General features: G+C 64.2%; 18 protein-coding genes. 8 read left to right on the top strand and 10 right to left on the bottom strand.

Annotation, left to right across the window (positions count from 1 at the left end; genetic code table 11):
- From ABIV12_RS03440 to ABIV12_RS03425, 4 genes are all read right to left on the bottom strand, one after another.
- Window positions 1–179 (bottom strand): class I tRNA ligase family protein (locus tag ABIV12_RS03440; protein ID WP_348056249.1); only part of this gene is annotated, 179 nt, incomplete at its 3' end.
- Between the two features lie 92 nt (window positions 180–271).
- Window positions 272–697: a DNA polymerase III subunit chi gene (locus ABIV12_RS03435; protein ID WP_348056245.1), complete on the bottom strand. Its 426-nt coding sequence runs from the start codon at window positions 695–697 to the stop codon at window positions 272–274.
- Between the two features lie 30 nt (window positions 698–727).
- Complete coding sequence (locus ABIV12_RS03430) at window positions 728–1,165, bottom strand: hypothetical protein (RefSeq protein WP_348056243.1); 438 nt, start codon at window positions 1,163–1,165, stop codon at window positions 728–730.
- Window positions 1,156–2,640: a leucyl aminopeptidase gene (locus ABIV12_RS03425; RefSeq protein ID WP_348056241.1), complete on the bottom strand. Its 1,485-nt coding sequence runs from the start codon at window positions 2,638–2,640 to the stop codon at window positions 1,156–1,158. The genes ABIV12_RS03430 and ABIV12_RS03425 overlap by 10 nt, the downstream gene beginning before the upstream one ends.
- A gap of 181 nt (window positions 2,641–2,821) precedes the next feature.
- On the opposite strand from ABIV12_RS03425, the gene lptF reads away from it, so the two are divergent.
- The 5 genes from lptF (at window position 2,822) to ABIV12_RS03400 (ending at window position 9,102) form a co-directional block, all read left to right on the top strand.
- Window positions 2,822–3,997 carry an LPS export ABC transporter permease LptF gene (lptF, locus tag ABIV12_RS03420; RefSeq protein WP_348056239.1) on the top strand — a complete coding sequence of 392 codons (1,176 nt, stop codon included), beginning with the start codon at window positions 2,822–2,824 and terminating at the stop codon, window positions 3,995–3,997.
- Window positions 3,997–5,091 carry an LPS export ABC transporter permease LptG gene (gene lptG, locus ABIV12_RS03415; protein WP_348056237.1) on the top strand — a complete coding sequence of 365 codons (1,095 nt, stop codon included), beginning with the start codon at window positions 3,997–3,999 and terminating at the stop codon, window positions 5,089–5,091. The genes lptF and lptG overlap by 1 nt, the downstream gene beginning before the upstream one ends.
- A gap of 67 nt (window positions 5,092–5,158) precedes the next feature.
- Window positions 5,159–6,307: an acyltransferase gene (locus tag ABIV12_RS03410; protein ID WP_348056235.1), complete on the top strand. Its 1,149-nt coding sequence runs from the start codon at window positions 5,159–5,161 to the stop codon at window positions 6,305–6,307.
- A gap of 103 nt (window positions 6,308–6,410) precedes the next feature.
- Window positions 6,411–7,538 carry a PilT/PilU family type 4a pilus ATPase gene (locus ABIV12_RS03405; RefSeq protein WP_348056233.1) on the top strand — a complete coding sequence of 376 codons (1,128 nt, stop codon included), beginning with the start codon at window positions 6,411–6,413 and terminating at the stop codon, window positions 7,536–7,538.
- A complete protein-coding gene (locus ABIV12_RS03400; RefSeq protein ID WP_348056231.1) occupies window positions 7,528–9,102 on the top strand; it encodes an FkbM family methyltransferase in 1,575 nt (524 codons plus the stop codon). Before ABIV12_RS03405 ends, ABIV12_RS03400 begins: the two co-directional genes overlap by 11 nt.
- A 26-nt stretch (window positions 9,103–9,128) precedes the next feature.
- Here the strand turns inward: ABIV12_RS03400 and ABIV12_RS03395 are convergent, their stop codons facing one another.
- The 6 genes from ABIV12_RS03395 to gshB form a co-directional block, all read right to left on the bottom strand.
- Window positions 9,129–10,859, bottom strand: a complete 1,731-nt coding sequence (locus tag ABIV12_RS03395; RefSeq protein ID WP_348056229.1) for a hypothetical protein — start codon at window positions 10,857–10,859, stop codon at window positions 9,129–9,131.
- Window positions 10,860–10,955: 96 nt separating this feature from the next.
- The gene (locus ABIV12_RS03390) at window positions 10,956–11,906 is read right to left on the bottom strand and encodes an aspartate carbamoyltransferase catalytic subunit (RefSeq protein ID WP_348056227.1); all 951 of its coding nucleotides are present in this window, start codon (window positions 11,904–11,906) and stop codon (window positions 10,956–10,958) included.
- Between the two features lie 42 nt (window positions 11,907–11,948).
- A complete protein-coding gene (gene ruvX, locus ABIV12_RS03385; protein ID WP_348056225.1) occupies window positions 11,949–12,398 on the bottom strand; it encodes a Holliday junction resolvase RuvX in 450 nt (149 codons plus the stop codon).
- Window positions 12,382–12,945, bottom strand: coding sequence for a YqgE/AlgH family protein (locus ABIV12_RS03380; RefSeq protein WP_348056223.1), 564 nt, complete (start codon window positions 12,943–12,945; stop codon window positions 12,382–12,384). The genes ruvX and ABIV12_RS03380 overlap by 17 nt, the downstream gene beginning before the upstream one ends.
- Window positions 12,946–13,039: 94 nt before the next feature.
- Window positions 13,040–13,900, bottom strand: coding sequence for a TonB family protein (locus ABIV12_RS03375; RefSeq protein WP_348056221.1), 861 nt, complete (start codon window positions 13,898–13,900; stop codon window positions 13,040–13,042).
- A complete protein-coding gene (gene gshB, locus ABIV12_RS03370) occupies window positions 13,897–14,847 on the bottom strand; it encodes a glutathione synthase (RefSeq protein WP_348056219.1) in 951 nt (316 codons plus the stop codon). The genes ABIV12_RS03375 and gshB overlap by 4 nt, the downstream gene beginning before the upstream one ends.
- A 439-nt stretch (window positions 14,848–15,286) precedes the next feature.
- Between gshB and ABIV12_RS03365 the strand changes: the two genes are divergently transcribed.
- The 3 genes from ABIV12_RS03365 to ABIV12_RS03355 all read left to right on the top strand — a co-directional run.
- A complete protein-coding gene (locus ABIV12_RS03365; protein ID WP_348056247.1) occupies window positions 15,287–15,643 on the top strand; it encodes a response regulator in 357 nt (118 codons plus the stop codon).
- A 157-nt stretch (window positions 15,644–15,800) separates the two neighbouring features.
- Window positions 15,801–16,349, top strand: coding sequence for a chemotaxis protein CheW (locus tag ABIV12_RS03360; RefSeq protein ID WP_348056218.1), 549 nt, complete (start codon window positions 15,801–15,803; stop codon window positions 16,347–16,349).
- Between the two features lie 52 nt (window positions 16,350–16,401).
- Window positions 16,402–16,931 (top strand): type IV pili methyl-accepting chemotaxis transducer N-terminal domain-containing protein (locus tag ABIV12_RS03355; RefSeq protein WP_348056216.1); only part of this gene is annotated, 530 nt, incomplete at its 3' end.

Below are 16,931 nucleotides of genomic sequence, written 5' to 3'. Positions count from 1 at the left end.
AGCGCATCCATGATCGTCTGCTGGAACGCGTGGCCCATGTGCAGCGTGCCGGTGACGTTGGGCGGCGGCAGCAAAATGCAGTAGGGCTCACCCGCGGCGGCCGGTTTGAACAGGCCCAAGCGCTCCCATTCGGCGTACCACTTCGATTCGATCGCTGAGGGTTCGAAACTGTTGTCCATGGGGCGATGACCGGCGTCCACACTTGCGTGCGGCGCACTTCAATGAGGGGAAGCGGCCATTGTAAGCGACCGCGAACGCGCGCCCAACCGGCCTACATGTCGTGTTTGGCGACGTCGAATCCAGCCTGCTTGTAGGTTTTCCAGCGCTCGCGCGAGCCGAGGCGTTCGGCGTCGTCGGCCGGCACCACTTCGAGCACCCGCTCGAACAGGCCGGGTGCGCAGTCGTCGCGCAGGTTGATGACGAGGGCGCGATCCGGCGTCGTCGCATCCGGAGGCACGATCAACACTGCGGTGATCGCGTCGTCGTCGCCGTCGCCGACGATCTGGTGGGGGATGAATGCGTTCTCGTCGAACTCCCACAGTTTTTCGTCGAGTGCTTCGGCGTCGGCGCGCGAACGCGCGAGGATCAGGGTCGGCTGTTCGTTCGCAAACGCGCGCTTGGCAAGTTCGCAGACCAGCAGCAACGGGTCGTCGCGGAAGCGCGGCTTGTCGATCAGGTAGAAATCGGCGCGCGGCATGGCGTCAGCGGGAATCGGGATGACAGGACATCACGCGCGCGCACTCATCGCGATCGCCAGCGACATGCCGATCGACATCGCGACGATGCCGCCGAGCACCACGCCGAGGGAATTCATGATCGCCTGGGCGCGCTTGCCCGGAGCGCGCGTCTTGTAGAGGTAATACGGAAAGAACACCAGCGCGGCGAGCGCGATGCCGATGTTGAGCCACCACGGTCGGCGGATCTGCAGTTGCTGCGCGTCCAGACCGAGCCACACAAAGCAAAGCGTCAGCCAGACGACCTGATAGGCGAGGCCGAGTGGACTCACGCGCGGATCCATCACGGTCGGCTGCACCGCGTCGATCGCCGCCTGCGGCGCAACGGTGAGCACCGCAATGATGCCAAACGCGAGATTGACCCCGAACACCGCCGCAATCACTTGCGACTTGCGGCGCTGCAGCGGGTCGCCGGGCGGTGTCACGCGCATCGGTCGATCAGGTACTGGGCGAGCAGAGGCACCGGGCGACCGGTCGCGAGTCCCTTGCGTCCTTCGTCCCACGCGGTGCCGGCAATGTCCAGATGCGCCCAGCGTCGACCGGTGGTGAAGCGCGACAGGAAGCAGCCCGCGGTGATCGCACCGGCGTACTTGCCGCCGATATTGGCGATGTCGGCGAAGCCCGAATCGAGCTGGCCCTGGTAGTCGTCCCACAGCGGCAGGCGCCACGCGCGATCCTGCGTCATGTTGCCGGCGGCGAGCAGCTGCTCCGCGAGTTCGTCGTCCTTGGTCATCAGGCCCGATGCATGTTTGCCGAGTGCAACCACGCAGGCACCGGTCAGCGTAGCGGCGTCGATGATCACTTCCGGGTCGAACTTCTGCGCGTAGGTGAGCGCATCGCAGAGGATCAAACGACCTTCGGCATCGGTGTTGAGCACCTCGATCGTGAGGCCGGACATGCTGGTGAGGATATCGCTCGGGCGATACGCATTGCCGTCCGGCATGTTCTCGACCGCAGGCACGATGCACACGATGTTGAGCGGCAATTTCATTTCGACCGCGGCCACGAACGTGCCGAGCATTCCGGCGGCGCCGCACATGTCGAACTTCATCTCCTCCATGCCGGCACCGGGCTTGAGCGAAATGCCGCCGGAATCGAACGTGATGCCCTTGCCGACCAGCGCATAGGGACGTGCGGTGTCGTCATTGCCCTGCCAGCGCAGCACGATCATCTTCGGCGGATTGGCCGAGCCCTGCGCGACGCCAAGGAGCGAACCCATGCCGAGCTTTTCCATGTCGTCGCGTTCTAGAATTTCCAGCGTCACGCCCGTGTGCGTGTCGGCGATCGCTTTGGCCTGCGTCGCGATCCATGCCGGATTGCAGATGTTCGGCGGTAGATTGCCGAGTTCGCGCGCGAAGCGGACGCCGTTGGCGATCGCGGCTGCCTCGACCAGCGCGCGCGGCGTGGCGCCGGTACCGGTGAATGAAATGCGTTCCAGCTGCGGTGTCTTCGGTGTGTCCTTCGGCTTGAACGTCGCGGTGTAGCGATACGCCTGCTGGTCGGTGGCGAGTGCGGCGGTGCGCAGCTTCCACGACGCGTCGCGGCCAGCGACGTCGAGTTCGGTCAACGTCGACACGGCTGCGTCGATCGGCAGGCCCTTGAGCGCACGCGCCGCATCGCCGCAGGCGCGATTGAACGCGGCGGCGTCGAACTTGCGCGGTTCGCCGAGTCCGACCACCAGCACGCGTAGCGCGGCAATGCCGGCGAGGCCGAACAGCAGCGTGCTCGAGCCGGCCTTGCCGGTGGCGTCGCCGCTGTCGACCAGACGTTTGATCGCACCGGCGGATTTCTCATCGACGCGCTGCGCGGACGGACTCAGGCTGCGATCCTCGAACAAGCCGACGACGAGGCAGGGCGTGCCGGCGCTTTCCGGCGCATCGGCGGTGGTGGAGAACTTCAGGGTCATGGGAGGGTTCCGACAGGTTCTGGAAAGGATACCGTCGCGCACACGGTTACACTGGGGACTTCCGTCGTTCCGGCCCGAAGCCGGAAACCCGCGCCCTCACGCGGCACGCGACTCGCCTGCAGGCGACCCTCGTGGATCCAGGCCGCCCGGGTGAGTCGTCCGCGACGCAATCGACATACGCATGAAGCCAGACATTCTAAGGCAAAGCTCCGCCCCGAGGCGCGTCTCCGATGTGCTGGGGCTGCGCATCATCGACCGCTACCTGCTGCGCGAGGTCACCACCAGCTTCGTTGCCGCCACGGTGATCCTGCTGCTGGTGATGGTCGGCGGCGCGGTTGCGGACCTGCTGGCAAAGATCGCACGCGGCCGCATACCCGCCGACCTGCTGTTCACGCTGATCGGACTGCGCATGGTCGATGCACTGACCATTCTGATGCCGCTGGCGGTGCTGCTCGGCGTGTTGCTGGCCTACGGCCGGCTTTGGCGCGACAGCGAAATGGCGGTATTGCAGTCATCCGGACTTGATCTTGCCGGCTTGTTGCGACCGTTGGCGTTGTTCGCACTGCCGATGATGGGGATCATCGCGCTGGTGTCGTTCTGGCTCGCGCCAGCTTCGGATCGCCTGTCGCAGCAGCTGATGCAGGAGGCGAGCCGGTCGCTGATCGTTGCCGGCCTCGAGCCCGGCAAGTTCGTTGATCTGCCCGGACGCGACGGCCAGATCTATGTCGGCGAAATGTCCGCCGACGGCACCCAGTTCAAGCGCATGTTCATCGAGAGCGAACGCGCCGACAAGGAGGCCGGAAAGACGCGCATCGATGTGATTACTGCGACGCACGGGTATCTTTATCACGACGCTGACGGCGAAGGTCGCTACATCGCACTGCAGGACGGGTTCCGCGTGGAAGGCAAGCTTGGCGAAGATGATTTCCGCCTGATGCGCTTCGTGCGCAATGACATCAAGCTCCCCGACAGTGCGAGCGACGACAATGCGACCACCCTGAAGCGTTCCGCACCGACCGCAGCCCTGTTGGAGGCGAGCGACGACCCTGTGATGCGGGCCGAGGTGCACTGGCGGCTCGCCGCGCCGATCTCCGTGCTGGTGCTGACGCTGCTGGCGTTGCCGCTGTCGAAATCCAGTCCGCGCGAACCGCGCTATGCGCGACTGCTGATCGCGCTGCTGGTGTGGCTTATCTATTACAACGGCTTGCTGTTCGGGCGGTCGTGGATCAGCCAGGGCAAACTGTCCTCGGCGTTCGGTCTGTGGTGGGTGTACCTGCCGGCCATCGCCCTTGCGGCATGGCTGATCTGGAGCGGGCAGAGGCTGAAGCGGCCGCGCACTGCGACAGGGTCGACGTGATGCGCGGCCCGATGTTCAAGCAGGTCGACCGGCTGGTCGCGATGGCGGTGCTGACCTCGGTTGGAATGGCGTGGGTCACGATTGTCGGACTCGACGCATTCCGTATCTTCATTTCCGAACTGAACGACGTTGGGCAAGGGCAATACACGCTGGCGAAGGCAGGCGCCTACGTGTTGCTCACGCTGCCGCGGCGCTTCTACGAGATGTTTGGCTACGCGGCGCTGATCGGTGGGCTGCTCGGTCTCGGCGCTCTCGCCAACAGCGGCGAGCTCACCGCCTTGCGTGCGGCAGGACTCTCCAAGCTGCGCATCTGCGCGTCGGTCGCGCTGGGGCTCGGGTTGCTGACGCTCGCAGTCGCGGTGCTCGGCGAAACGCTCGGCCCTTACGGCGAGCGCGAGGCGCAGGCGTTGCAGCTGGCGGCGAAATCAAAAGACGTCGCACTCGCGCGCGGCGGCGCGCTGTGGGCACGCGATGGCGAGACGGTGATCAGCGCGCGCAGCGGCCGCGCGCATTCCGGCAAGGGCGAAGTCGACCTCGATGGCGTGCGCGTGTTCGAGTTCGATCCGGACGGGCGGCTGAAGTCCTTGTCGATTGCCGACAGTGCAGTGCATACGCAGGGCGACTGGAGCCTTCGCAAGGTCCGGCGCACCGAATTCGGCGCCGAATCGGCGACCAGCACGGAACAGCCGGCGCTCAGCTGGAAATCCGGCCTCGATCCACGCCTGCTCGCGCTCAGCATCGTGCAACCGCAGTACATGACGTTGCGCGACCTGTCGCGCAACATCTTCTATCTCGATCGGAATCACCAGGAAGCGTCGACGTTCCGCAGCGCGTGGTGGACGCGTGTGTTCTATCCGCTCAACGTGCTGATTCTCGCGTTTTGCGCGGTGCCGTTCGCGTTCGGCGCATTGCGCAGCGGCGGGTTGTCGAAGCGCCTGTTTCTCGGCATCGTGCTCGCGCTCGGGTTCTACTTCCTGCAGCGCGCGATCGTCAGCATCGGCGCGGTCTACGGGTTTCATCCGGCCGTTGCAAATCTCATTCCTCCGCTGATCCTGATCGCCGCCGCGTCGCTCTATTTTCGCCGGCATGCATAACGCGCCGCTGCGTGTTGCAGGCAAGCGGATATAGTCTGCGGCTGTCCGGCGCAGAACACGGAACACCATGCGCAGTCCCAATATCCGCTATCTCCCGGCTGTCGATCATCTGCGCGCCTACGCGGCGTTGCTGATCGTTCTTTATCACGGCCTGCATCTGTTCGCGTATTTCGCGCGCTTCCACCAGCCCTTCGGCATCGATCACTGGCTGCAGCCCGGCAATGTCGTCGCGGCGGCGCTGACCGAGGGACATACCGCAGTCGCGCTCTTCATGGTGCTGAGCGGTTTCATCCTCACGCATGGTTCGCTCGACACCGATCTCGATGCGCGGGGATTTCTCCGCAACAGGCTGTTGCGCACGTATCCGCTCTTCCTCTTGCTTGTGTTTGCAGGGATCGCTGCGGCGCCTGGAAATTTCCAGTGGTCCTCGTTTCTGCAGACGGTGTTCGGGTTCGCCAATCTTCCAGGCGCACTGGTCGCCCCGCCGTTCAGCAGCATGCTCTGGACGATCGCGGTCGAGTGGCAGTTCTATGTGCTGTTTCCCCTGCTGTTGATGATCCTGAAACGTGGTTGGGCAAAGAATCTGGCGGGACTCGTCGCGGTGTTGATCCTGTTTCGCTGGATGGCGGTGGTGGCGGGTGGAAACGCGCGGGATCTGGCCTACACGACGATCTTCGGCCGGCTCGACCAGTTCCTGATCGGCATGGCGGCAGCGGAATGCTTCCGCCGCTACCCGCTGTCGCGTCGGGCGGGAGCTTGGCTTGCGGCGCTGTCGCTGGCATCCATGGTTGGCGCGCTGGCGGCTTTCAACGTGGCGGGCGGGTGGCCTGTGGTGTCGACCTGGAAGATCCTCTGGCCGACGTTCGAGGGGTTGATCTGGGCAGCATTCGTGATCGGCTACATCGATCTTGCGAATGACGCGCGTGGCCTCTGGTCGCGCCTCCTTGCGCGTATCGGCGAGATTTCGTATTCGATCTACCTGATCCATTTCATCGTGATCACCACGATGATCACGTTTGCGCTCCCGGTGGTGTTCAGCGGCCACGTGGTCGTCGATGCACTGCTCAATACCCTGTTCTTCGCGCTGCCCGCGACCTTGCTCGTGTCCGCCCTGACGTATCGCTTCATCGAGTGGCCATTTCTGCGCCTGCGCGGCCGCTATCGGCGCGACCGGCCCGGCGCTCCAGTCACACCCCGAACCGGGCCGGGCGAGTGACGCGCGAATTGCCGTAAATGTGGCGTGGTCGCATCGGCTGCGCATCTTCGCGGTGTAAGATGCAGCCGCGCCGACCGCACGGAAACCGGCCCGGGGAGTGAGCATGAGCAGCATCGATTTCACCTCGTACCTGAAGCTGATGGCGCACAAGAAGGCGTCGGACCTGTTCATTACGGCCGGGGTCGCGCCGTCGATGAAGGTCAACGGGCGCATCGCGCCGATCACCCAGAACGCGCTGACGCCACAGCAGTCGCGCGACATGGTGCTGAACGTGATGACGCCCTCGCAGCGCGAGGAATTCGAGAAGACCCACGAGTGCCAGTTCGCGATCTCGGTGACCGGCGTCGGCCGCTTCCGCGTGTCGTGTTTCTACCAGCGCAACTGCGTCGGCATGGTGCTGCGCCGGATCGAGACCAAGATTCCGACGATCGACGAGCTGAGTCTTCCCGCGGTTGTGAAGTCGCTGGCGATGACCAAGCGCGGCATCATCATCTTCGTCGGCGCGACCGGTACCGGCAAGTCGACTTCGCTCGCAGCGCTGATCGGCTACCGCAACCAGAATTCGACCGGTCACATCATCACGATCGAGGATCCGATCGAGTACGTGCACAAGCACGAGGGCTGCATCGTCACGCAGCGCGAACTCGGCATCGACACCGACAGCTGGGAAAACGCGCTGAAGAACACGCTGCGCCAGGCGCCGGACGTGATCATGATCGGCGAGGTGCGCACGCGCGAGACGATGGAACACGCGATCAACTTCTCCGAAACGGGCCACCTGTGCCTGTGTACGCTGCATGCGAACAACGCCAACCAGGCAATGGACCGCATCGTCCATTTCTTCGCTGCCGACCGTCGCGAGCAGTTGTTCATGGATCTCTCGCTGAACCTCAAGGGCGTGGTCGCGCAGCAGCTCATTCCGACGCCGGACGGCAAGGCGCGCCGCGTCGCGATGGAAGTGATGCTGGGTACGCCGCTGGTGCAGGACTACATCCGCCAGGGCGAGATCCACAAGCTCAAAGACGTGATGAAGGAATCCACCAACCTCGGCATGCGCACGTTCGACCAGAGTCTGTTCGAGCTGTACCAGGCGGGCGAGATCAGCTACGAGGACGCGCTTCGCCATGCGGATTCGTCGAATGAAGTGCGCCTGAAGATCAAGCTCGCGCAAGGTGGTGACGCCCATACGTTGAGCCAGGGACTGGATGGCGTCGAGCTCGTTGAAACCTGACTCCCCGGCCGGCTCACCGCCGGCAGATGCAATGACACCGGAGCTCGAGCGTTTGCGGCGCGTCTGGCAGACGCTCGGCCGGGACGATCCGCTTTGGGCCGTGTTGTCGCACGCCGACAAGCGCAGTGGCCGCTGGAAGCCGGACGAATTCCTGGCGACGGGCCAGATCGAGATTGATACGCAGCTGGCTGCACTTGCGGCGGCCGGTTATCCCAAAGCACGCGGACTCGCGCTCGACTTCGGATGCGGCGCCGGCCGACTGACCCGCGCGCTTGCCGGGCACTTCGTACGTGTGATTGGCCTCGATGTCGCGGCCAGCATGATCGAAACGGCGAAGCTGCTGAACGCCGACCTCGGCAACGTCGATTTCCGCGTGAACGCGTCTGCGCACATCGACGCAGTCACCGATGGCAGCGTGGATTTCGTCTTTTCGCACATGGTTCTGCAGCACATCCCCGGCGCACTCGCGACCGCGTACGTGGACGAGTTCCTGCGCGTGCTGGCGCCCGGCGGCGTCGCGGCATTCCAGTTCGTCGACGGCGTCGACGACAGCCCGCGTGGGCGCCTGTACGGCATGGCGTCGAACCGCTGGCTCAATCCGTTGCGGCAGGTGATGTGGCGTCGGCGCGACGTGTTCGAGATGCACTCGCTGCCGGAGGACGCGTTGTTGCGGTTGCTGGAGCGTCATCCTTCGATGCGCCTGCTTCACGCGATGGACGATGGGTCGGCAGGCGCAGGTTGGCGCGGGCGCCGCTGGATCGTCGCCAACGAGGCCGCAATGCCCGAACGGATCGCGTGCGACGGGTACGTGATCTACGCGGATCCGACCGATCTGCACATTGGCGCGCCTCTGCTTGGAGGACACGTGCACGAATCGCACGTCGCCACCGTCCTGCGCGAACGCGTTCGCAAGGACGATGTCGTGCTCGACATCGGCGGCAATATCGGCATCCTTGCACTCCTTGCGGCATCGCTGGTCGGACCGCAAGGCCGCGTCGTCGTGGTGGAGCCCATACCGCACAACCGGTCGCTGCTGGAACGCTCCGCTCGCGCAAGCGGATTCGACCACCTGCGCGTGCTGGCCGGTGCTGCGGGCGATCGCGCGGGCGTTCTCGAATTGCGCACGCATCCGAGCACGTCCAACAGTGCGACGCCGGCTGCCTCCGGCGATCGCCTCCGTGCGCCCGAAGGGGTCACGGTGCGTGTTCCATTGCTGGTGCTCGACGATGCGCTGCCGCACCTCGAACGGCTGGATCTCGTCAAGATCGACATCGAAGGAATGGAGCCGCTGGCCATGCGCGGACTGGAACGCACGCTCGCGCGGTTTCGGCCCACGATCCTCAGCGAATTCCATCCGTGGGCAATCGAGCGGGCAACACGCTCAAATCCGGTCGATTATCTGGGTTGGCTTCGCCGATTTTACCCGGCGATCACGATCCTGCATCGCGACGGCACGCGCGAGCGTCACACCGATCCGCAGCGCGTCATGACGGCGTGGAAAATCGCCAACGACCGTGCAGGCGCGGATGGACGCCTGCATCTGGATCTTCTGATCGAACCGTAGCGGGTGCGAGCGCACCCGCCAATTCGTCAGTGCTTCGCGAAATCGACCGTTTCCTGAAAGTCGATGCCGTCCGCTCCGAACGCGACGTTGAAATCGATCTGCCGAAACCATTGCGCATACAGCGCGTACATCTTGCGCTGCGACTCGAGCATTTCGCGCATGTCCGGATCGGGAGGAAGCTTGTCGGCGTACTGCTGCATTCCGTCGGCGGCGAGCGTGTAGATGGCTCCGCTGACGTTCGTTTCGAGCAGGGTGCCAGCGCTCGCAGGTTTTGCAGCGACGGCTGCCTCGAGCTTCGCTGCCTGATCCTTGCCCACTGATATGCCAAGCACGGTCGGCGTCATCGCGACGTAGAGCTCGAATTTGCCCCCGATGTCGCCCGGCAATGCGTCGGAAGGGATCGCGACAGCCTTCCCATCGGGGGCAAGCGTAATCTTCTGCAATCCGGGCACCGCCATCTGGGCGAGGCCGGTGAGGAACGACGGATTGCTGCTGCCGATGAGGATCCGGCCGGAGAATTCGAGTTCCTTCGATGTTGCCGCGTCGGGAAGCACGAGGCTATCGAGCGTCGCGCGCGCGCCGGAAAGATCCGCGATCGGCGGTGGAATGGTCTGGTCGAGCTTTGCTTTCGATTCCGTTGCAGCCTCGTTGAGGTCGGCAAGCAGTGCGCATTTGTACGGAGCCGCGGCGATCGCGTCCGCCTGCGCAACGAGGAAGTCGCGTCCGCGAAGAATCGGCAGCGCAAACGCAAGGTCGAACAGTGCGTTGGGCGAGCGTGCGCCCGGAAGTGCGCCAGGCAATGCGGCAAGCGATTTAGCCAACGCCGGATCGAGGTCCAGTCGCGCGTGCACTGCCATCTTGTCGGCATCGAACGCGGTGTAGCCGAAACCGAAGCGCGGCATCTTCGCGGCAATCGCGTCCAGCTCGCTGCGGCAGGTGGCGTCGAGCGCTGTCTTGGGCATTCCCGCCTTTTCGGCAAACGCGGCAATCGCCGGATCGTCGTTGACCAAGGCCAGTACGCGTCGCGTATCGATCCAGCCGCTGCCGTAGGGCAGATACCCGCGCGCCTTGTTGAACACGCCAACGGCATCGGTTTCAGCGAGACTGGATGCAGGACGGTCGAGGCCGAGCGCGCGACGCTTCATCGCCTCGTCCGCGGTTCCGGGCACGACCGTTGCAACGAGGTGCTTTCCTTCGATTGCAATCAGCACCTGAGCGTGCGCGTCGCCAATCGTCCACACGTCCTGTTCGCCAACGCGTGCGGTGGCCAGCTTGTCGCCGGCGTTTTGTTCGACCCGCGCAACCATCGCGCGGAACGCATCGACATCCGCCAGCTCGACGCGCATCACCGGCAATATGCCCACTCCGTAGATCGCCGAGCGCACGTTCGGACCGAGCCCGACCTGCTGCCATTTCTCCGGCGTGTCGCGGGTACGGATCTCCGCGAGGATCGCCTTGGCAACGCGCGCGGATTTGGCGTCAATCTGTCCTGCAGCGGTGTCATCCGACGCGTTCTTTGCGAGCGCGCCGTCGATGAGTTTGTCGACCATCGGCAACGCCAGCGACCACGACGCCTGCATCTGATCGGCCATCCTCGCAACGGCGGCCTGCGGCAGCGGCTCGAGATTCGCGATCACATACGGCGTGTCGGCGGGCGCGAATGCGAGCGGCGCATCGAGATCCACCTTTTTTCCACAACCGGTGATCGCCACGATGGCGAGCAGAGCGGCGACGCTCCGTGATCGGTGCATGCGCATGTTCATTCCCCATGTTCGAAGGTCGCGGAGTCTACCAGCTCGCCCGCGAACGACGCTGCGCACCCGAGGTTTCCGGATTGCGCCTTGCGGCCGGACTCAGGCCTGTTTGTGCAGCAACTCCAGAAGAACCGCCATGCGCACGAAGATGCCGTTCGCGACCTGTTCGAGCACCACCGACTGCGGGCCATCGGCGAGGTCGGACGCGATCTCGATGCCGCGGTTCATCGGGCCGGGATGCATCACGATCGCGTCGCTGCGCGCGCGCGCCAGGCGTGCCCGATGGAGCCCGTAACGTTGGAAATACTCCGCTCCGTCAAATCCGGGGAGACCGTCGATGCGTTCTTTCTGGATGCGCAGCATGATGATCACGTCGACGTCCTCGATTGCGGCATCGAGATCGTCGACCAGCGTGCAACCCGGGAAGGAGTCGGCCTCCGGAAGCAGCGCCGCCGGTCCGCACAGGCGGATCTCCTTCGCGCCCATGGCCGCAAGACCATGCACGTCGGAGCGCGCCACGCGTGAATGGCGGATGTCACCGCAGATGGCGACCGTGAGTCCCTCGATGCGTGGCTTGTGATCGCGGATCGTCAACAAGTCGAGCAGCCCCTGGGTGGGATGGGCGTGGTTGCCATCCCCCGCGTTGAGGACCGAAGCGCGACGCGCGTGCAATGCCAGCCGTGCCGGCGTCCCGTTTTCCTTGTGGCGCACGACGAACGCGTCGCTGTCCATTGCTTCGAGCGTCGCGAGCGTGTCCTCCAGCGTTTCGCCCTTCGTCGTGGACGAACTGGCGATGTCGAAATTCACTACCAGCGCGCCCAGCCGTCGCGCGGCAAGTTCGAAGCTGGTACGCGTGCGGGTCGATGACTCGAAGAAAAGATTGACGATGGTGCGGCCTTCGAGCAGATCGAGCGCGCGCGCGCCGCCGCGGAATCGGGTGCGCAATTCGTCTGCGCGGTCGAGCAGCCGCTCGATGTGCGCGCGTCCAAGCCCCTCCAGTGTGAGCAGGTGCCGGAGACGGCCTTGGGGGCTGAGTTGCAGGTCGGACATGGGCGAGGCTTCAGGACGACGACCGGACGGATTCGAGAACATTCAGGGGAATTGCGCAAGCCAGGATTCAAGAATGATCTGCGCGGCGAGCGCATCGATCGCCGCCGCATCCTTGCGTCGGGCGGTCCCACGGGCGCGCTGCCCGGCAAACCGGCTTGCCGCTTCCTGCGAGGTGTGGCGCTCATCGACCAGGTGCGTTGCGAGAGCGTAGCGCCGCGTCAGCGCGGCTGCGAACTCGCGAGCCATACGGCTGACGGTTTGCTCGCTGCCGTCCAGCGCGAGCGGCAAGCCGACGACGAGATGCTCGGGCCGCCAGTCTGCGACGATCGCATCGAGGCGGGTCCAGTCGCCGTTCGTGAACGTGGTCAGCGCTCGCGCGCTTGCATCGATGCGATGGCCCACTGCCACACCAATGAGTCGCGTGCCGAAATCGAAAGCGAGGGCGCTGCCGGGATTGAACGCGTCGGCTCGGTGGTCAGGCGTGCCCGGCATAGCTCGCCAACTGGATCAGGTTGACCCCGACCAGGGCCGCAGAGGCTTCCCATCGATCTTCCAGCGGCGTTTCGAACAGGACGCGTTCCGCCGCTGGCGCTGTCAGCCAGTGGTTGTCGCACAGTTCCTGCTCCAGTTGTCCGGCGCTCCACCCCGAATAACCCAGTGCCACGACCGCATGCCGGGGTCCATGGCCCGCGGCGATCGCGAGCAGGATGTCGCGCGAGGTCGTCACGCTGATCCGATCGGAGATGCTGAAGGACGATTCCCACTCGCCGGACGGCGAATGCAGAACGAAGCCGCGCTCCGGTTGCACCGGCCCGCCGATCAGCACGGGCGCATCGATGACGCCGGGTATGTCCGATTGCATGTTCATCTGCGCGAGCACGTCGCCGAGCCGGTATTCGGACAGGCGATTGATCATCAACCCCATCGCGCCGTCGTCGCCGTGCTGGCACACAAACGCAACGCCACGCGCAAAATTCGGATCGCGCATTGCAGGCATCGCGATCAGCAACTGGTTGATCAGCGGGGTCGATTCGAGCATGGCGACATTGTACCCATCGCGCCCGGATCACAGGTGAACTGCGCTTCAGATGCAGCAGGAGACCTGGCTTCGCTGCGATTTCGCAAACCGGCATTCACCGATTGCGCAGGATGTCACCCGGAAGGAATTGCCACGTTCGACTGATATAGAGCTCGTCGACCTTCTCGCTGGTTTCCGGCAACGCCGGAAACGGTTCGGCCAGGCGGGTGATGCGGATCGCAGCATCGTCGAGGACCTTGTGGCCGCTCGACTGGATCACGTCGATACTTTTGATCCGGCCCTGACGGTCGAGGCCCACCGTCAGAACCAACTGACCGTGCAACTGCTGGCGTCGCGCCTCATCCGGATAATTGAGGTTGCCGATGCGCTCGATGCGCGCGACCCAGGCACGCATGTACGCCGCGAACTCGTACTCGCGGGTGTTGGCGGATATGTATTTGCGCTTCGGACGCTTCGCATATTGCTCCGCTTCGCGCTCGATCTCCTGCGCAAGCTTGGCCATCTCGAGCTTTCGCTGCTCCGTGTCGCGTTCGATCGGCGCGGGCTCCTCCGAATCGGGCGTCTGCGCCTGCGTCGCGACCGTGTGGGTCGATCGCCGCTGCGTCAACACCTCGGTCGCACTCGGTGGACTCGGTCGTGGCGATGCGTCTTCGAGCGGAATGGGCGACACCCCCGGCAACGCTTTGGGGAGCGGGCTGGAGAGTGGCTGCGACGGGCGGTGCGCCTTGTCCGACTCGCCGCCGCCGCTGTTGTTCGCCTGCGCGATGAAGTCGGCCTTGTCGGGCTTCTGGCTGTTTGCCGACTGCACCAGGATCACGTCCAGCGACGGCAGCCGCGGTGGTGCTTTCTCGAACTCGAACGTGATGCCGAGCGCAATCACGGCGTGGGCCACGATCGAGAACAGCAGCGTCACACCGATCCGGTCGGCGCTACTCGACGTCGGATCTGCGCTCATGCGCCCGTGGTGGCTTCAAGTTGGTCGAACAGCTGGCCGGCGATGTTGAGGCCGAACTGGGCGTCCAGTTCGCGCACGCAGGTCGGCGACGTGACATTGATTTCGGTCAGCCAGTCGCCGATGACGTCGAGACCGACGAACCGCATGCCGCGCCTCACGAGTTCCGGTCCGACCTCGGCGGCGATCCAGCGATCACGGTCCGACAGCGGCACACCGACGCCTTTGCCGCCGGCCGCCAGGTTGCCGCGGAAATCGTCACCCTGCGGGATGCGCGCGAGCGCGTAGGGCACCGGCTCCCCGTCGATCATCAGGATGCGCTTGTCGCCCGCGCTGATCTCCGGGATGAATTTCTGCGCGATCGCGAAACCGTGGCCGTTGCCGGTGAGTGTCTCGAGAATCACGTTGAGATTCGGATCGCCGTGCCGCGAACGGAAGATGCTGCGGCCGCCCATGCCGTCGAGCGGCTTGAGGACCACTTCGCCGTGTTCGGCAACGAACCGGCGCAGTTCCGCCGCGTCGCGCGCCACCGCAGTCGGTGCACATGCCTGCGGGAACTGCAGGGCGAACAACTTCTCGTTCGCGTCGCGCAGCCCACGCGGATCGTTGACCACGGTGACGCCGGCGCGCTGCGCAAGTTCGAGCACCATCGTGTCGTAGATGAATTGCGCGTCGACCGGCGGGTCCTTGCGTGCGAACGCGAAGTCGATGCCGGCCATCGGCCGCCATTGCGCGTCGCCAAGGGTGAACCAGTCGTGCGGGTCGTCGCGCACGACGAGTGGCGCCAGGCGCGCCCACGCCACGCCATCACGGATCGAAAGATCCCCTTGCGTCATATACAGGACCGCGTATCCCCGTCGCTGGCCTTCCAGCAGCATGGCCAGCGTGGTGTCCTTCTTGGGTCGGATCCCGGCAATGGGGTCCATCAGTACGGCGAGGGTTCGTTTCATGAACGGATCCGCAGGGCGATGCAGGAAGGTGAAGGATAAATGTGACGTACACCGGCCGTTGCGAACCATGCCGCGCGTCCGACGCGCCGGGCGACTGATTTCCAGCCTGCAGCGACCGAACCAAGCGCGACCCAAGTCGCAACCGCAGTACGCCTCGCATATTACACTCGCGGCACAAGGCGGCGCGGCGGTGCGGCCCTGATCTTCCGTCTATTCGCGTACTTACAACAACAACTTGACAGATTCGGTAGGTATATCGGATAAGACGGTTCGCTCGCGTGGCCGCAGTGCGCCATTGGCGTCTGCTTCCGGATGCGGCATGCCGATTGCATGCAAGAGCGTCACGTGTGAACTATGCGCCGGGCAACCGGCACCCGGTGAGTGGCAGGGGGATTAGGTGGAAGACACCAAAGAAGGTGGCCTCAACGGCATCAAGGTCATGGTCATCGATGATTCGAAGACGATTCGGCGCACAGCCGAGACCCTGTTGCGCAAGGAAGGCTGCGAGGTGGTCACTGCCACCGACGGATTCGAGGCGCTGTCGAAGATTTCCGACCAGCAGCCGCAGATCATTTTCGTCGACATCATGATGCCGAGACTGGACGGGTATCAGACGTGTGCGCTGATCAAGAACAACCAGATGTTCAAGGGCACGCCGGTGATCATGCTGTCGTCGAAGGACGGCCTGTTCGACAAGGCGCGCGGGCGTATCGTCGGTTCCGAACAATATCTGACCAAACCGTTCACGCGTGAGGAGTTGCTCGGCGCCATTCGCCGCCACGTGGACTGGAAGTAACCAGGCGTTTTGCCATTCGTTCGGCAGGGGAAGAGATGGCAGTGACATGTTTCGTCGAGATTTCGCCGCGTCGCGCATCGTGTGCTCGCGCAGGCCGCCACCGCTGTGCCGTATCCCCGGCGTGGTGCGTGTGTCCGCTTGCCGGAGACTGATCGCCATGGCCCGGACCGAATCCACTGCCACGCCGTTCGAAATCCTCGCCGAATACGAGCAGCGCAGTCTTGTCCATGCCGCCGGCGCGCCGGAGCAGATCGACGCGCCAGGATTGTGGCGTGGAATCGGCTTCCGCATCGGCGACCGCTATTTCGTCAGCAGCATTGCTGAAGTCAACGAGATCCTCAGCCTGCCGTCGCTGACCATCGTCCCGGGCGCGCGCAGCTGGCTGCTCGGGATCGCGAACGTGCGAGGCAACCTCATTCCAGTCATCGACCTTCGCGATTTCATCGGCAACGGCCGCAGCACGACCAGTGAGACAACGCGCGTGCTGATGGTGCGCCAGCCCGCCGGAAGCATCGGGTTGCTGATCGACGAAGTTCTCGGACAGCGCAGCTTCTCGAAGGAGCAGATCGACGCGGCGGTCGGCGAAGCGGACGAACGTTACAGCCGGTTCGTCGGCGAGAATGTTCGATTGGGTGAAGTGCTGTGGGGCCTTTTCAGTGTGGCTGCCCTGGCGCGAAGCGCGGAATTCCAGCAGGCCGCAGCATGAGTCATGCCGCGATTTGCCGATTGCAGACAAGCCGTTCAAGAGGGGGTGATGTGTGAGTACTACGGGTGCACTGGGTCGCGGAAGCGGGCGTGCGAACACGGTGTTGTTCGGACTGCTCGGCATTCTGTTTGTCATCGCAATCGTCAATTTCGTCTTTCTGTTCCTGAACAACCGCAACGACCGCAAGGCGACGGCCTACACGACGCAGATCCAGGTTCTTTCGCAGCAGCTCGCGAAGTACGCCTCGGAAGCGGTAAGCGGCAACGAGCTTGCGTTCCAGGAACTGGAAGACACGCGCAAGAACATCGATGGCTACGTGAAGGCGCTGAACAATGGCGACGCGACCGGCATGCATTCCTACAAGGGTGAGCTGCCGGCCGAGATCGACTCGCTGACGAAAGCGTGGAACCAGCTGCAGGACGACGCGAAGAAGATCCTCGACAACAAGGACGTCGTCCTCAACGCGACCACCAGCGCGAAGGATTTCACCGACAAGCTGTCGGGCCTCAACTCGCGCATGAGCGAAGTGGTCAACATCCTGACCGACAAGAATGCCAGCGCCTCGCAGGTCTACATCGCGTC

It is taken from the genome of Dokdonella sp., assembly GCF_039926425.1.
GTDB lineage: Bacteria > Pseudomonadota > Gammaproteobacteria > Xanthomonadales > Rhodanobacteraceae > Dokdonella_A.
The sequence above is the reverse complement of the archived record's forward strand: the minus strand, read 5'-3'. Positions and strand labels throughout refer to the sequence as shown.

Excerpts from the sequence above, each read along its gene's own strand:
- ABIV12_RS03435 (WP_348056245.1), bottom strand. The coding sequence starts at position 697 with ATGCCGCGCGCCGATTTCTACCTGATCGACAAGCCGCGCTTCCGCGAC.
- ABIV12_RS03430 (WP_348056243.1), bottom strand. The coding sequence starts at position 1,165 with ATGCGCGTGACACCGCCCGGCGACCCGCTGCAGCGCCGCAAGTCGCAA.
- ABIV12_RS03425 (WP_348056241.1), bottom strand. The coding sequence starts at position 2,640 with ATGACCCTGAAGTTCTCCACCACCGCCGATGCGCCGGAAAGCGCCGGC.
- lptF (WP_348056239.1), top strand. The coding sequence starts at position 2,822 with ATGAAGCCAGACATTCTAAGGCAAAGCTCCGCCCCGAGGCGCGTCTCC.
- lptG (WP_348056237.1), top strand. The coding sequence starts at position 3,997 with ATGCGCGGCCCGATGTTCAAGCAGGTCGACCGGCTGGTCGCGATGGCG.
- ABIV12_RS03410 (WP_348056235.1), top strand. The coding sequence starts at position 5,159 with ATGCGCAGTCCCAATATCCGCTATCTCCCGGCTGTCGATCATCTGCGC.
- ABIV12_RS03405 (WP_348056233.1), top strand. The coding sequence starts at position 6,411 with ATGAGCAGCATCGATTTCACCTCGTACCTGAAGCTGATGGCGCACAAG.
- ABIV12_RS03395 (WP_348056229.1), bottom strand. The coding sequence starts at position 10,859 with ATGCGCATGCACCGATCACGGAGCGTCGCCGCTCTGCTCGCCATCGTG.
- ABIV12_RS03390 (WP_348056227.1), bottom strand. The coding sequence starts at position 11,906 with ATGTCCGACCTGCAACTCAGCCCCCAAGGCCGTCTCCGGCACCTGCTC.
- ruvX (WP_348056225.1), bottom strand. The coding sequence starts at position 12,398 with ATGCCGGGCACGCCTGACCACCGAGCCGACGCGTTCAATCCCGGCAGC.
- ABIV12_RS03380 (WP_348056223.1), bottom strand. The coding sequence starts at position 12,945 with ATGCTCGAATCGACCCCGCTGATCAACCAGTTGCTGATCGCGATGCCT.
- ABIV12_RS03375 (WP_348056221.1), bottom strand. The coding sequence starts at position 13,900 with ATGAGCGCAGATCCGACGTCGAGTAGCGCCGACCGGATCGGTGTGACG.
- gshB (WP_348056219.1), bottom strand. The coding sequence starts at position 14,847 with ATGAAACGAACCCTCGCCGTACTGATGGACCCCATTGCCGGGATCCGA.
- ABIV12_RS03365 (WP_348056247.1), top strand. The coding sequence starts at position 15,287 with ATGGTCATCGATGATTCGAAGACGATTCGGCGCACAGCCGAGACCCTG.
- ABIV12_RS03360 (WP_348056218.1), top strand. The coding sequence starts at position 15,801 with ATGGCCCGGACCGAATCCACTGCCACGCCGTTCGAAATCCTCGCCGAA.